The 14,959-nt window shown below is 66.9% G+C and carries 13 protein-coding genes; 10 read left to right on the forward strand and 3 right to left on the reverse strand.

From position 1 onward, the window contains the following. The first annotated feature begins 10 nt into the window (after positions 1-10). Entirely contained in the window at positions 11-364 is a 354-nt protein-coding gene (locus H618_RS0103925; RefSeq protein WP_028693826.1) for a hypothetical protein, read from the forward strand. Between the two features lie 12 nt (positions 365-376). Here H618_RS0103925 and H618_RS0103930 read toward each other — a convergent pair whose 3' ends face one another. Further along, positions 377-1,660 (reverse strand): phospholipase effector Tle1 domain-containing protein, encoded by a 1,284-nt coding sequence (locus H618_RS0103930; protein WP_028693827.1) that lies wholly within the window; start codon positions 1,658-1,660, stop codon positions 377-379. Between the two features lie 226 nt (positions 1,661-1,886). Between H618_RS0103930 and H618_RS0103935 the strand changes: the two genes are divergently transcribed. The 8 genes from H618_RS0103935 (at position 1,887) to H618_RS0103970 (ending at position 10,840) form a co-directional block, all read left to right on the forward strand. After that, on the forward strand, positions 1,887-2,846 hold the full coding sequence (locus H618_RS0103935; protein WP_028693828.1) for an AAA family ATPase: 960 nt from the start codon (positions 1,887-1,889) through the stop codon (positions 2,844-2,846). Positions 2,847-2,851: 5 nt separating this feature from the next. After that, the gene (locus H618_RS0103940) at positions 2,852-3,796 is read left to right on the forward strand and encodes a DUF58 domain-containing protein (protein WP_028693829.1); all 945 of its coding nucleotides are present in this window, start codon (positions 2,852-2,854) and stop codon (positions 3,794-3,796) included. Continuing rightward, a complete protein-coding gene (locus H618_RS0103945) occupies positions 3,793-4,287 on the forward strand; it encodes a DUF4381 domain-containing protein (RefSeq protein WP_028693830.1) in 495 nt (164 codons plus the stop codon). The genes H618_RS0103940 and H618_RS0103945 overlap by 4 nt, the downstream gene beginning before the upstream one ends. Continuing rightward, the gene (locus tag H618_RS0103950; protein WP_028693831.1) at positions 4,280-5,356 is read left to right on the forward strand and encodes a vWA domain-containing protein; all 1,077 of its coding nucleotides are present in this window, start codon (positions 4,280-4,282) and stop codon (positions 5,354-5,356) included. The genes H618_RS0103945 and H618_RS0103950 overlap by 8 nt, the downstream gene beginning before the upstream one ends. Next, complete coding sequence (locus H618_RS0103955) at positions 5,353-7,068, forward strand: VWA domain-containing protein (RefSeq protein ID WP_028693832.1); 1,716 nt, start codon at positions 5,353-5,355, stop codon at positions 7,066-7,068. Before H618_RS0103950 ends, H618_RS0103955 begins: the two co-directional genes overlap by 4 nt. Then, entirely contained in the window at positions 7,065-8,690 is a 1,626-nt protein-coding gene (locus tag H618_RS0103960) for a BatD family protein (protein ID WP_028693833.1), read from the forward strand. The genes H618_RS0103955 and H618_RS0103960 overlap by 4 nt, the downstream gene beginning before the upstream one ends. Before the next feature lie 406 nt (positions 8,691-9,096). Further along, positions 9,097-10,077 carry a sterol desaturase family protein gene (locus H618_RS21200; protein WP_050577196.1) on the forward strand — a complete coding sequence of 327 codons (981 nt, stop codon included), beginning with the start codon at positions 9,097-9,099 and terminating at the stop codon, positions 10,075-10,077. Positions 10,078-10,207: 130 nt separating this feature from the next. Next, on the forward strand, positions 10,208-10,840 hold the full coding sequence (locus H618_RS0103970) for an NAD(P)H-dependent oxidoreductase (RefSeq protein ID WP_028693834.1): 633 nt from the start codon (positions 10,208-10,210) through the stop codon (positions 10,838-10,840). Positions 10,841-10,921: 81 nt separating this feature from the next. Here the strand turns inward: H618_RS0103970 and H618_RS21205 are convergent, their stop codons facing one another. Then, positions 10,922-12,226, reverse strand: coding sequence for a helix-turn-helix domain-containing protein (locus H618_RS21205; RefSeq protein WP_050577197.1), 1,305 nt, complete (start codon positions 12,224-12,226; stop codon positions 10,922-10,924). A gap of 171 nt (positions 12,227-12,397) precedes the next feature. Further along, the gene (locus tag H618_RS0103980; protein WP_028693835.1) at positions 12,398-13,366 is read right to left on the reverse strand and encodes a helix-turn-helix domain-containing protein; all 969 of its coding nucleotides are present in this window, start codon (positions 13,364-13,366) and stop codon (positions 12,398-12,400) included. Between the two features lie 209 nt (positions 13,367-13,575). On the opposite strand from H618_RS0103980, the gene H618_RS0103985 reads away from it, so the two are divergent. Beyond that, positions 13,576-14,952: an aspartate aminotransferase family protein gene (locus H618_RS0103985; RefSeq protein ID WP_028693836.1), complete on the forward strand. Its 1,377-nt coding sequence runs from the start codon at positions 13,576-13,578 to the stop codon at positions 14,950-14,952. Positions 14,953-14,959: the final 7 nt, after the last annotated feature.

Here is a 14,959-nt window from a genome sequence, read left to right on the forward strand (position 1 = left end):
AGAGCCGATCATGCAGCTAAACACGACACAATTTCTCGCCACGCCCTGCGACGACGAAGAAGACAACATGGCCACCTTGTGCTGCATCAGCGACAAGGGGCAGATGTTCCTGCTCACCCGCTACCCCGACGAAGACACCGTCGACCTGACCCTGGACGACGAGCCTTCGACCCTCGACGGCCTGAAAGTCACCCTGGGCGCTACCCACCTGGTCATCGAGGTGGCAGCCGGTGACCGTGATGCGCTCAAGGGCGACGCACAGCTGCACATCACCCACGCCACCCCGGCCGGCGACCTGCCCGAAGTGCTGCTGACCCTGCGCAACCTGCTCGACGGCACCGGCGAGCTGATCAGCGAGGTGTGATCGGCCAGCCGCCTAGCCCAGTGGGTTGGCATGCACCTGGCGCACGCCATCGGTTGCGGGGCGATTGACGAACAGCGCGTCGAGGCTGGCGTCACGCAGCGCTGCCGCCGGGTTCCAGTGTGCCGAGGTGTGAATGTAGCGCTGCAACACCTCACGCTGCGCGCCAGTCAGTTGCAACGCGGCGCTCTGACCCAGGGCGTAGGCATGCAAGGCCTGGCTGATCGGCTGCAACTGCGCCGGTATCTGCGCCAGCCACTCGCCGGGCAATGGCGCCAGTGGCACGTCATGACGCACCGCCAACTCACGCATGATGCTCAGGTACACCCGCGACAACTGCCCTGGCACTTCGCGCGTCTGGCTCACCGCGGCGAATACCCGTTTGTACGGCGCATCACGCCGTGCGCGGGGGTCTTCATCGATGACTTCCCATGTGCGCAGATCCATCTGCGCCTGTACGGGCGGGCGGTGTTCGGCCAAGCACCGGGCGGCCTGCGCGTAGGCCGCCGTCGCCTCGGGTCGGTGGCTGGCCGGTACCCGGCTGCTGAAGGGCTTGCACACCAGCACCTGTTCGCGCAGGTGCGCCGGATAGCCGCCGCCGATATCGGAATGCGCCCCTGGCAACAGGCAATCGTTGCCGCTGGCGACCAACGGAAAATGCTCGCGAAACTCGTCGGCAGCGGCCAGTTGCACGACGTGTCGGGCGATCCCATCGGCCAGGCCCAGGCGCAGCGTGCCGAACTGCTTACCGGCCGGCGTGCGCGCCAGTGGGTCGAGAATTGCCGCCACCGTGTCGAACAGGCCGATGAAGTTCAGGGTCACCGCCGGGTCGCTGCCACCCTCGCCCGCAGCCAATCGGTTGGCACAGTGCCGCGCAGCCGCAGCGCCGCGGCTAAAGCCGAACAGATCGACCTCGACCCCCGCCAGCGCCTGCTGTGGGTACTGCCGACGCCAATCGCGCAGTTGCTCGCGCAACCACTGCACGGCCTGTTCGACGCGGGCCTCGACCCCCGTGGCACCGCGCCCGGTGGCCTGGCTGAGCAACGAGTCGGCCGCGCCCTGGCGAGTGCCGATACCCTCCAGGTACAGGCTCAGGTAATGGACATCCGCCCGCAGCTGCGCGCCACGCGGGTACAGGCCGTGCAGCAGGGCAACGTTGCTGGGTGCGTTGGCATAGCTGCCGCTGCGCGGCTGTGCTGGCGACTCTGGGGTGTCCGGGAGGGCATTGGCGAGGTTGTTGCCGGTGCCATCGAAAAACACCCCGATGCGCAGGGTGATGGCGTCGCTGAAATGATTCATGACGTGTGTCCGCTCAGGAATGGCAGAGCAGCAAATGCCGATGAGTCAAACCGGACGATCAGAAAATTCAGCGGGTATTGCAGGGGCTTTCATCATTTTGGTTGCGAATCACATGAAAATAGCCCCGCGCCGATTGGTCGGCACCCCTGCGGATGGATTAAAGTAGCAGCCCCTGCCAGGGCGGCTGCGCATGCGACCCCCGGCGTTTTCCCAGGAACCAGCACCGATGGAACACCGCGACGCCTTGATCGGGTTACGCACTTTTCTTTCTTCCCAGATCCTGGGTCAGGAGAAGCTGGTCGATCGCCTGCTGATCGTGCTGCTGGCTGACGGCCACATGCTGGTTGAAGGTGCGCCAGGGCTTGCCAAGACCCGCGCCATCAAGGAACTGGCCGAAGGCGTCGAGGCGCAGTTCCACCGAATTCAGTTCACCCCTGATCTGCTTCCGGCCGACATCACCGGCACGGAAATCTATCGCCCGGAAACCGGCAGCTTCGTGTTCCAGCAGGGGCCGATCTTCCACAACCTGGTGCTGGCCGATGAAATCAACCGCGCCCCGGCCAAGGTACAGTCGGCCCTGCTCGAAGCCATGGCCGAGCGCCAGGTCAGCGTCGGGCGCAGTACCTACGACCTGTCGCCGCTGTTTCTGGTGATGGCCACGCAGAACCCGATCGAGCAGGAAGGCACCTACCCCCTGCCCGAAGCGCAGCTCGACCGCTTCCTTATGCATGTGAAGATCGGCTTCCCCGACGCTACCGTCGAGCGGCGCATTCTGCAGCAGGCCCGCGGCGAGGCGCTGGGCGGCGAGACCAAGCCCGAGCGCCAGGTCAGCCAGCAGGCGATCTTCGCGGCACGCAAAGAGATTCTCGGCCTGTACATGGCCGATGCGGTAGAGGAATACCTGGTGCAGCTGGTGATCGCCACCCGCAGCCCCGGCAAGTTCGACGCCGAGCTGGCCGACTGGATCGCCTACGGCGCAAGCCCCCGTGGCTCGATCGCTCTGGACCGCTGCGCACGGGCCCACGCCTGGCTCGCCGGACGCGACTTCGTCAGCCCCGAAGACATCCAGGCGGTGCTGTTCGACGTGCTGCGCCACCGCATCATTCTGTCGTTCGAGGCCGAGGCGGCCGGGGTCGACCAGGACCGCGTCGTCCAGCGCATCCTCGACGTCGTCGCCGTCGCCTGACGCCCATGCCCGCCACCCACTCCCTCGAACCCGGCATCCGCATCGGTCTGGCCGAGCTGATCGACATGCGCCACCGCGTGCGGGAAATCCAGCTGTTCGCCCGCCCCGGCCAGCGCGGCCCGCTGGTGGGCCTGCACCATTCCAAGCTGCGCGGGCGCGGGGTGGATTTCGATCAGGTGCGGGTGTACCAGGCCGGTGACGACGTGCGCAACATCGACTGGCGTGTCACCGCGCGCACCCAGGAGCCGCACACCAAGCTGTTCCACGAAGAGCGCGAACGGCCGATCTTCATCCTCATCGAGCAGAGCCAGCGGCTGTTCTTCGGCTCGGGGCTGATGCTCAAGTCGGTGCTCGCCGCCCAGGCCGCCGCGCTGTTCGGCTGGGCCGCGCTGGAACACAACGACCGCATCGGCGGGCTGGTGTTCGGCGCCAGCGAGCCCCATGAAATCAAGCCGCGGCGCAGCAAGCAGAGCCTGCTGCAACTGCTCAACCGCCTGGCGAAGGTCAACCAGGCGCTGCACAGCGACGTCGCCTCGGGCAACGACAGCCTGGGCCTGGCGTTGCGCCGCGCGCGTGAAGTGCTGCGCCCGGGCAGCCTGGCGATCATCATCTGCGACGAGCGAGCGTTAAGCGCGCAGGCCGAGCAGCACCTGTCGATGCTTTCGCGCCATTGCGACCTGCTGCTACTGCCGGTGGCCGACCCGCTCGATCACGCCCTGCCCGCCGCCGGCCTGCTGCGCTTCGCCCAGGGCGATGAACAGCTCGAGCTCGATACCCTCGACCTGGGCCTGCGCCAGGCCTATCACCAGCAGGCCGAAGCGCGCATCGAGCGCTGGGAAGTGCTGGCCCAGAAGCTGCGCGTGGTGCTGATGCCGCTGAGCACCCAGCGCGAACTGATCGAACAGTTGCGCGAGCACTTGAGCGACCAGCGCCCGGGCATCGTGCGATGAACCCGCTCGACGAACTGCAACCACTGCTGGCGCCGCAGGCGATCGGCTGGTGGCCGCCGGCACCGGGCTGGTGGCTGCTGCTGGGCGCGCTGCTGCTAGTGGGCTGGGGCCTGTGGCGGCTGCGCCACTGGCGACCGCTGCGGCCGGCGCCGGCGGCCCCCGAGCAAGGCCTGGACCCGGCGCGCAGCGAGGCCCTGGCCGAGTTGGCACGGCTGCCGCGCCCCTACGACGGGGCCCCGGCCGGTGCCTGGCTGCAGCAGCTCAATGGCCTGCTCAAGCGCCTGTGCCGCAGCCACTATCCCGGCGCCCACAGCCATACCCTCAACGGTCGCCAGTGGCTGGCGTTTCTCGACAACCGCTGCCCGGCGGCTGGCCTGACGCGCTGGATGGTGCTGGTCGAAGGCGCCTACAAGCCCGAGTGCAAGCTCGACGACAAAGCCATCGCCGGCCTCAGCCAGGCGGTGGAAACCTGGATCCGCAAACATGTTTGAGCTGGCCTGGCCGTGGCTACTGCTGCTGGCGCCGCTGCCGTGGCTGCTGCGCGCGCTGCTGCCGGCCGCCGACAGCGGTGAGCCGGTGCTCAAGGTGGGCTTTCTGCGCGAGCTGGAAAGCTTGGCCGGGCGCCGCGCACGCCTGCATTTGCCGAGCTGGCGCCAACAAGCGCCGCTGGTGCTGATCTGGGGCCTGCTGCTGCTGGCCGCCGCGCGTCCGCAGTGGCTGGGCGAGCCGGTGCAGGTGGCGGCCAGTGGCCGCGATCTGCTGGTGGCCGTGGATGTGTCCGGTTCGATGGACTACCCCGACATGCAATGGAAGGGCGAGGATGTCAGCCGCCTCGATCTGGTCAAGGCGCTGCTCGGTGATTTCCTGCAAGCGCGCAAGGGCGACCGCGTCGGGCTGATCCTGTTCGGCAGCGAAGCCTACCTGCAAGCGCCGCTGACCTTCGACCGGCGCACCGTGCGCACCTTCCTCGATGAAGCGCTGATCGGCATCGCCGGCAAGAACACGGCCATCGGCGATGCCATTGGCCTTGCCGTCAAGCGCCTGCGCGAACGCCCGGCGCAGAGCCGCGTGCTGATTCTGATCACCGACGGCGCCAACAATGGCGGGCAGATCCCGCCGCTCACGGCGGCGCGTCTGGCCGCCCAGGAAAATGTGCGCATCTACACCATCGGCATCGGCGCCAACCCCGAAGCCAGCGGCACGCCTGGGCTACTCGGCCTGAACCCGAGCCTGGACCTGGACGAAGCGTCCTTGCGCGAGATCGCCGAGCTGACCCACGGCAGCTACTTCCGCGCCCACGACGGCGCCGAACTTGCCGCCATCGGCGAGACCCTCGATCAGCTCGAACCTGTGGCGCAACAACCGACCCAGGCCCGCGCAGCCCAGGCCTTGTATGCCTGGCCGCTGGCCCTGGCCTTGCTGCTCAGCGTGCTGCTGGTGTGCGCCACGCTGTGGCCCGACAACCTGCTGCAACGCCAGTTGCGCCGGCCACGCTTCCTGCAACCGCACCCCCAGTGGCGCCAGCGCTTGAAGCGCCTGCGCCTGAGGAGCCGGCGATGAGCGAACTGCTGCCCCATGGGCTGCGCCCGCTGTGGCTGCTGGCCCTGCCGCTGCTGGCCTGGTTGCTGCTGCGGCTGTGGCGCCGGCGCCAGCGCGCCGGGCGCTGGCAGATGATTCTGCCGCCGCAGTTTCATGCCGCGCTGCTCGGCGGTGGCCAGGGCGGCGCCAGCAAGTGGCCGTGGATCCTGCTCGGCAGCGCCTGGCTGCTGGCCGTGCTGGCCCTGCTCGGGCCGAGCTGGGAACGGCTCGAACAACCGCACCAGCGCCCGGCCGATCCGCTGGTGATCCTGCTCGAGCTGACCCCACAGATGCTCGCCGAGGACACGCCGCCCAATCGCCTGGAGCAGGCCCGGCGCAAGATCAGCGACCTGCTCGAGCAACGTCGCGACAGCCAGACCGCACTGATCGTCTACGCCGGCAGCGCGCACACCTTGGTGCCGCTGTCCGACGACCTGGGCACCACGCGCAACCTGCTCGAAGCGCTGGAGCCATCGATCATGCCGCAGCCCGGACAACGTGCCGACCTGGCGGTGCGCAAGGCGCTCGCCTTGCTGGCGCAGAGCGACCTGGGCCAGGGTCGGCTGCTGCTGATCGGCTCGTCGCTCAGCGAACAGGAGCAAGCGGGCATCCGCCAGGCCCTCGGCCGCCACGGGCCGAGCCTGCTGATGCTCGGCATCGGCAGCGCTGCGGGGGCACCAGTGCGCCAGAGCAACGGCGAGTACCTCAAGGATGAGCAAGGCGGGATTGTGCTGCCGCGGCTGGACAGCGCAGGGCTCAAACGCTTCATCAACGACAGCGGCGGACGTTACCGCCACGCGCGCATCGATGACCTCGACCTGCGCGGCCTGGGCCTGTTCGATCAGCCGCGGGCGCTGCGCAACGACGGCCAGACGGTGCAGCTCGACAGTTGGTCCGACCAGGGCTACTGGCTGCTGCTGCCGCTGTTGCTGCTGGCCGCCTGCGCGGGTCGGCGTGGTTGGTTGCTGTGCCTGCCGCTGCTGCTGGCGCTGCCGCAACCCAGCTACGCCCTGGGCTGGGACGACCTCTGGCTGCGCCCCGACCAGCAAGGGCTGCGCCTGCTCGAACGACAGCAGCCGGCCGAGGCGGCGCAGCGCTTCGACGACGCCCAGTGGCGCGGGGTAGCGCTGTATCAGGCCGGCGATTTCGCCAATGCCGCTGCAGCGTTTGCCGAAGACGACAGCGCCCAAGGCCACTACAACCGCGGCAACGCCCTGGCCCGCGCCGGCGAACTGGACGCGGCGCTGGATGCCTTTGAGCAAGCGCTGGAGCGTCAGCCCGACCTGCAACCGGCGCTGGCCAACCAGGCGCTGCTCAAGCAGGTGATCGAGCAGCGCCAGGCGGGCGGCCAAACCCAGGCCTCAGGCAGCGACAGCCAGGGCGCGCCGGGTGCCGAAAGCGAAGGCAACAGCGCCTCCAGTGGCACGCCCCTGCCCGGCCAGTCAGGCGATGAAGCGCGCCCAGGCAACGATCAACAGGCCAACCACAGCGGCAACCCGGGCGAAGGTGCCGGCAACGCCGCCGGCGACGATGATGGCGCAAGCTCACCCCAGCGCCCTGCCGCCACTGCGCTCGATGCCGAGCAGCGTCAGGCACTGGAACAATGGCTGCGCGACATTCCCGACAACCCCGCGCAGCTGCTGCGGCGCAAATTCTGGTACGAACAGCAATTGCATCAGGAAACCTCACGATGAAGCCCTTGGCCGTGTGTCTGCTGAGCCTGCTCTGGACCGCCCTGGCCCAGGCCGAGCCGACCCTGCAAGCCAGTGTCGACCGCACCCGCGTGGAAGCGGGCGAAACCCTTGAGCTGATTCTCGAAAGCCAGGACGTGACCCAGTTCGGCAAGCCCGACCTGTCGAGCCTCGAGGCCGACTTCGATGTGCGCGGCACACGCCAGCTCAACAGCCTGCACACCCTCGACGGCGAAACCCGCGCCAGCACCCGCTGGATCATCACCCTGCTGCCGCGGCGCAGCGGCAGCCTGGTGATTCCAGCATTGCAATTGGGCCAGTCGCACAGCCAGGCCATCGAGCTGCAAGTGCTGCAGGCCGATGCCAGCCGCCCCGGCAACGCCGCCCAGGTGTTCGTCGAAACCAGCCTGGATGCCAGCGAGGTGTACGTGCAGGCCCAGGCGGTGCTGACCGTGCGCGTCTACCACTCGGTGCCGCTGTACGATGACAGCCACCTCAGCGCGGTGCAGGCCGACGACGCCAGGGTCGAGGCCTTGGGCGAGTCGCGCACTTACGAAAAAGACATCAACGGCGTGCGCCATGGCGTCATCGAAACTCGCTACGCGGTGTACCCGCAGCACAGCGGCCTGCTGCAGGTGGCGCCGCTGACCTTCAACGCCACCGCCGTCGACGATGGTGCCAACTCAGGCACGGGCGGCCATGGTGGGCGCGCCGTGCAGGCCAGCTCCAGCGCCCTCGCGCTGACGGTCAAGCCGATCCCTGCCAACTACCCCAAGGACGTGCCGTGGCTGCCGGCGCGCAGCGTCAGCATCGAGGAACGCTGGAGCCCCGACCCTGCCCAGCGACCCACGCAAATCGGCGACTCGCTGACGCGCAACGTGGTGCTGCGCGCCGAGGGGCTGTCGAGCAACCAGTTGCCGCCCCTGCCGGCCACCGAGGTCGACGGCCTGCGCCGCTACCCCGATCAACCGGTGCTGGGCAACCAGCTCGGCGAGCGCGGCATGACCGCCAGCCGCGAAGAACGCGAGGCGCTGGTGCCCACCCGCAGCGGCGCCATCGACCTGCCGACCGTCGATGTGACCTGGTGGAACACCCGCGAAGATCACCTCGAACACAGCAGCCTGCCCGCGCGCAGCCTGATCGTGCAGGACAATCCGGCCCTGGACGGCGACAGCCCCGGCAACGATCCGCGTGCCGGCATCGGCGTACTGTGGCCCTGGCAACTGGCAACCTTGCTGTTGGGCGCCAGCACCGTCGCAGGCTTGGCCCTGTGGTGGCGCGCCCGCTCGCGGCCTGCGGTACTGCGCGTGGCCCAGGCCGGACCCAGCCCACGCACCCTGCTCGATGACCTCAAGCGCGCCTGCCAGGCCAACGACCCGCACGGCACGCGCCAGGCGCTCGACGCCTGGGCGCGGCAGCAGCCGGAAACCCTGGCCGACATGGCCGCCCGCTTCGTGCCGCTGTCAGACGCGCTCGACAGCTTGAACGGCGCGCTGTACAGCGAAACCGGCCAGTACTGGCAAGGCGCCGAGCTGTGGCGAGCGATTGGCGATATTCCAGCACTTGCGGCCACGCAATTGCCGGCCGCTGAAAGCGCAGGTTTGCCGCCGCTGTATCCGAAGTGAGCGTTGAGTGGAGCCTGCCAGGTTCGAATCCCAATCGACCGCCTCGTTCCGCTGTAACCCCCCGCTGATCGAACGTTCAGATCGCTGCCAGCGCACGCGCAATGCGTGCGCCTGGTGATCGATTGGCGCCTTGGCGCAGGCCCCGCGCGCAGCCGCGCCCCTTCGCTAACCCCATGATTTCATTGATGTTCATTGCAAATTAAACGTTACACAGCCGACGTTTCAACACCGTTCGTTAACCGTTTGCCAACTTCTCAGCCGTCTCTGGCCCTGGGCACCATTGCCCCAGCTCGCTGCACCGCGTCGATCGATCAGGCCGGTGCCAGGAGCACGACCACGCATGACGACTCGAAGCGACCCATGGCTTCGACACAACAACAATAGAATCAATGGCGAGGTACTTACGATGACACTCCAGGCACTCTGGGAATCGATTGTCGCGTTCTACGAACCCACACTTGAAATCTTCAGCCTATGGGCCTTCGGGCTACCGCTGTTCGTCACGGTGTTGGCGGTGATGTTCATCGTTGCGCAGAAATTCGAAACGCCGCTCACGTTGCGCTCGTTGAAACAGGCCGCCTTCCCCACCGATCAGTACGACCACGCCTCTTCAAGGGTGGACATGTGGAACGGCATCATCCTGCTGGCGCTGGGCTTTCCGCTGGTGGGCATCATGGCCATCAACGGCCTGGCCATCGCCGACAACGTCGGGGCCTATGTCAGCGCTGAATATGGCGCGCGGGCGCCGCTGATCACCTCGACCTGGGCGCTGGTCGCGGTGCAGTTTCTGGTGTACTTCCTGAGCGTGGATTTCGTCGGCTACTGGGTGCACCGCTGGTGCCATACCACGCCTATCCTGTGGCACCTGCACAAGCCTCACCACACCGCCGAAACCCTCACGCCGTGGACGCTGTTCCGCCAGCACCCGATCGAGTTCTTCGGCCTGAACATCATTCCGGCCGTGGTCGGTGGCGCCTTCACCGGGCTGGTACTGTACGCCACCGGCAGCCAGATCCAGCCAGGCACCATCGCTGCCATCACCACCACCGCCTACATCGCCTTCTTCGTCATCGACGTGTTCTCCCATGTGCACATGCCGATTTCCTACGGCTGGATGAACCGCATCGTGCTGGCCCCGGTGATGCACAACCTGCACCACAGCATGGAGCCGCACCACTGGGACAAGAACAACGCGGTGATCCTGACCCTGTGGGACTGGATGTTCGGCACCCTGTACCTGCCCAAGAAAGGTGAAACCTGGCGCTGGGGCTGCAACGACGAAGAGTACGGCGACAACAACCCGCACCGGACCCTGCGCGGCTTCTACTTCGACCCGTTCAAGACGCTGTGGCGCCATGTGAAGGAAGGCGAAAGCTCCAACCTCTAGGCACCCGCTTCGCAGCACCGCTTTGCATCCAGGCCGCAGGCGACGCTCAGCGAGCGCGCCGGGCCTGATCGGCAGCGCGGCGCACACACAGCGCGCCGCTGCTGCTCTTTTTCGACCCAAGGACACTCCCATGGCACTGCTAGACTCGCTCCACTGGCGCTACGCGACGAAAAGCTACACCGCTGAAACCATCGCCCAGGACAAGCTCGATTTCATCCTCGAAGCCATCCGCCTGGCCCCCAGCAGCTCCGGCCTGCAGCCCTACACGGTGTTCGTCATCCGCGATCCGGCGCTGCGCGCACGCCTGCGACCGCTGTGCTACGACCAGGCGCAGATCACCCAGGCCTCGCACCTGCTGGTGTTCGCCGCCTGGGATGCCTACACCACAGAACGAATCAACGGCTTTTTCGAGTTCAGCAACGACATCCGTCAGTTGCCCGGCAGCGTTACCGATGATTACCGGCTGTCACTGCTCGATTCGTTCGGCGCCATGAGCCAGGCGCAACAGACCGCCCACGCCGCCAAACAGTGCTACATCGCCTTGGGCTTCGGCCTGCTGGCAGCCGCAGAAGCGCGCATCGACGCATCGCCCATGGAAGGCTTCGACAATCAGGCGGTCGATGAGCTGCTGCAACTGCCCGAGCAGGGCCTGCACAGCGCCGTGCTGCTGGCCCTCGGTCACCGTGACAGCGACAACGATTGGTTGGTGAGCATGAAGAAGGTGCGCCGCGACAAGGCGCAACTGTTCATCGAGCTCCCCTGACGTTCGGGGCCGCGGCGAATGCCGTCCGCCGAGGCCCCGCACCCGCCCCGCCGAATCGCTGTTCGATTCGGCGGGGCATCCTTATTTCGATGCAGCCCCAAGCACTGCAGGCGTTTGTGCACTGGGTGCCTGGGCCAGCGCTGACTTGCGACTGCGCCACAGCGTGCCCACATCCAGCGGGCGAGCGATGAGCAGTTCGGCGGCGACGTTGGACGGGCCGAAGGTGCGCACCTCGTACAAGGCCTCGAAGGCGGCGCTGTCGCCGACTGCCGCCTGCAAACGGCCCAGCTCCTGCGTGCTGGAGGCCAGCTTGGCCGCTTCCACCAGCGCCGGGTCCATGATCCCGGCGACCACCACGATGTGATTGCCCGCAGGCCCGGGAAAGCGCGCCAGGTAGGCGTAGTCGTGGCGCATGATGCGTTCGCTGGAAGGCTCGTCCCAGTCCGACTCGAAGCGCTCGCCACTGGCCTTGTCGATCAGCGCCGCGCCGTTGCCGGCCAGCGAAAACCCTGAAAGGTCGAAGAACGGCTCCTTCAGATCGCCCAGGCTGTCGAGCAGCCCGACATAGACGATGTCGTGGTTGCTGAGCATTTCGTTGGTAAAGCGCGAGGTGGTGACGTTACTCACCAGGTTCGGCTGGCGTGGTCGCGTGGCGCTGGCCACCGGCGCCACCGCCACCAGCGCCGAAGCCAGGCCGCTGGGCAGGTGGTAGGTGTTCATGTCGACGTAGTGCTGGCCGAGGCTGGGCACGCGCTGTTTGTACTGGTCGAGCGCGGCGCTGGAGGTGATCGCCTCGTCGGCGACCATGCGCGTGATGGCGCCGGCCGCGTTCTGCTCGCCGAACACATAGAAATCCCCCGAGACCACCAGCACCGGCGCCGAGCCGCTGGCTACGCCCTGCCACAACCGGCTGTGGGTGCGCGCATCCTGCGGCCCCTGGCCGCCCCACAACGCCCAGCCTGCCCCGTTGAGCGCCAGCAGCAAGGCCGCGCCCGCAGCAAAGCGCCAGCGCCGCCAATGCTGCGGTATCGGTAGCTCATCCGGGCCTGGCACATCGCCAGCAGCGAGCACCAGGCGGTAGTCGCCACGCGGCAGCATCAGCCGCTGGCCGTGCTCATCGACCGGCACGCCAGCGAGTTTCTTGCGCAGCCGGTGGATGTGCACGCGCACCGTGGCGTCGGCGGTCAGGTCGACGTCGGTGGTGCGGCCGAACACCACCTGGGCGATTTCGATTTCCTTGGTGGTGGTGCCGCTGATGGACCGCTCGAGCAGGAACTCGAACAGGCGAATCATGCGCCGTGACTTGCCCAGCACACCGCTGCTGACAATTTTCTGGCCGTACGCCGCAAGCTGCGCCGGCTCCTCCAACCTCTGCGTGTTGTCCATTGCATGCCCTCAGTGCTGGCGCAACACCTGCCCATGCGCTGTCGCCCCGGCAACGCGTCGAGTGCGAGCCCGGTAGGGCGAAGGGCAAGGTGAGCGCGACCCTAGCGTAGCCTTCAGGCCACGCTCATCCGTAGCCTGAATCGGCAATCAAACGCGTCCTGGCGACCGTAATCAGGCGCAGCGGCGCGCGGGGATCGCGGCGCGGGTGGTACGCGAAGGCAGCTCGGCGAACAGCTCGGCGTATTCGGCGGCGAAGTGGCTGAGGTGATAGAAACCCCAGTTGGCCGCCGCATCGCCGATGGACAACTCAGCGGCGCAGGTCGACATCAGGGTGCGGCGCACGCCGTTCAGGCGCACCGAGCGCAGGTAGTTCAGCGGCGTGGTTTCGGCCACCGCGCGGAAGCTGTTCTGCAGCGTGCGGCGGCTGACCTGCAGGCGCTGGCACAACTCCATCACACTGGGTGAATCGAGCAACTGGGCAAGGGCCATGCGGTGGCATTTCTCGACGATGAAACTGCGCGTCGAGCTGGGGCTGCGCTGCTGTTTGTCACAGGCCGGGTCGATCATCAGTTTCAGCACTTCGCTGAGCATGGTCTGCTCCAGAGCCGACTCACGCTCAGGCAGGGTATCGAGTTCATCCTGAGCCAGGGTGTCGGCGAACAGCGCCAGCAGGCGTCGGCGGGTCTGCGCGAAGCGCTGGGGCGATACGCGAATCACCGGCTGGCGCAGCAGTTGCTGCAGCTCGGTGGCAGCCATGGTCTGCTCCAGGGCCTGCTCGAACAGCTCGCGGTCGAAGGTGATCGACAGCAGCTGCATGCCCTGGGGCATGTGAAACATGAACTCCTCGCCACCGTGGAGGAAGAACAGGCTGCTCTCGTCGACGTCGCGCCCCTGCATGCGAATCGAGCCGGGCACGTTCAGCGGCAGGGCAAAACACATCTTGCCGCGCGGGGCCACGCCGTTCTGCACCACGCGCTGGTTGATCTGTTCGAGAAACACATGGCAGCCGGCGGTGGTCAGCTGCATCAGCGAGCATTCGGCCGAGCCTGCGGTGAGCTGGTTGTAGTCTTGATTCCACTGCTGAACCGTGGCGGCATGCACGTGGATGTCGTGAAAATGGCTGATCGTCTGATGTCGCATGGGATTACAAGCCTCCAGCACTTTTATTGTTTTTGGGATCGCCGTCTTTTTCGATACTCGCATACCGCATCCGGCCTGCAAGCGTTTTGTGACGCTCGGTACGCAACAACGGGGGTTTGCGCGCAGCATGTGCCGATTCGGGATACCGCCCTGGAATGGGCGCCGTAGATGATCGAGACATTCGAAGAATCCACCCCGGAGAACACCCCATGAACGAAGCTCAACTCGAAGCGCTGCACTTCGCCGATGCCCCGCGCATCGTCTCAAGCGAACTGCCTGGCCCCAACACCCGCGAAGCGCTGGCGCTGTCGGCCAGCACCGAGTCGATGGCGCGCGGCGGCGGACGCATGCCGATCGCCATGGACCGGGCCTTCGGCGCCACCTTCAAGGACCCGGACGGCAACACCTTCATCGACCTCTCTGCAGGCGTCGGCGTGAGCAGCGTGGGCCGCTGCCACCCGCAGGTGGTGCAGGCCATTCGCGAGCAGTCCGAAGTGCTCATGCACGCCCTGGAAATCAACAGCACGCGGCGCACCGAGCTGGCGGCCAAGCTGTCCGAAATAGCCCCGCCGGGGCTGCGCGGCGACTGCATCACCTTCTTCACGCAAAGCGGCAGCGATGCCCTGGAAGCGGCGGTCAAATTCGCCAAGCGCATCACCGGCCGGCACCAGATCATCGCCTTCCATGGCGGCTACCACGGCGTCTGGCATGCCTCCGGCGCGCTGACCACCGGCACCGCCTATCGCAAAGGCTATGGCGCGCAGATGGGCGGGGTGATCCACGCGCCCTACCCCTACGCCTACCGTTTCCCCTTCGACACCACCCACAAGAGCGCCGAGCAGATCGCCGGCGAGTACGTCGACTATCTGCTCAACACCCCCTACACCGCCGCCGATGACGTCGCTGCGGTGATCGTCGAGCCGGTTCAGGGCGAAGGCGGCTACGTGCCGCCGTCGCCTGAATTTCTGCAACTGCTGCGCAAGGCCTGCGACCGCAGCGGCGCGCTGCTGATCGTCGATGAAGTGCAGGCCGGCGCGGGCCGCACCGGCAAGATGTGGGCGGTCGAGCATTCCGAGGTCAAGCCGGACATGCTGACCTTCGGCAAGGGCATCGGCAGCGACCTGCCGATGGCCGGGCTGATGATGCGCTCGGACCTGGCCGCGCAGATTCCCGACGGCTCGATGCCCAACACCTTCGCTGCCAACTCGCTGTCGGCGGTGGTGGCACTGACCAACATCAGCATTCTTCAAGACCCTGAACTCGACCTGCTCAACCGCGCGCACGCCTTGGGCCTGGAAGCACAGGAACGCATTCGTGGCTTCAACAGCCGCTTGGTCGGCGAGGTGCGCGGACGCGGCCTGATGATCGGCATCGAGCTGGTCGAAGATGCCGCCAGCAAGACGCCGCTGGCCGGCGAGAAAATCGGCCAACTGATGGGTTATCTGATGAACCACGGCGTGCTGATGATTCCCTGCGGGCGCTACAGCAACGTGATGCGCATCATGCCGTCACTGACCATCTCGCGGGCGCTGTTCTTCAAGGCCCTGGACATCTTCGGCGACGCGCTGGCCTCGCTCGAGGCGTGAGCCTGCC

It is taken from the genome of Pseudomonas cremoricolorata DSM 17059 = NBRC 16634, assembly GCF_000425745.1.
In the GTDB taxonomy this organism is placed as follows: Bacteria; Pseudomonadota; Gammaproteobacteria; order Pseudomonadales; family Pseudomonadaceae; genus Aquipseudomonas; species Aquipseudomonas cremoricolorata.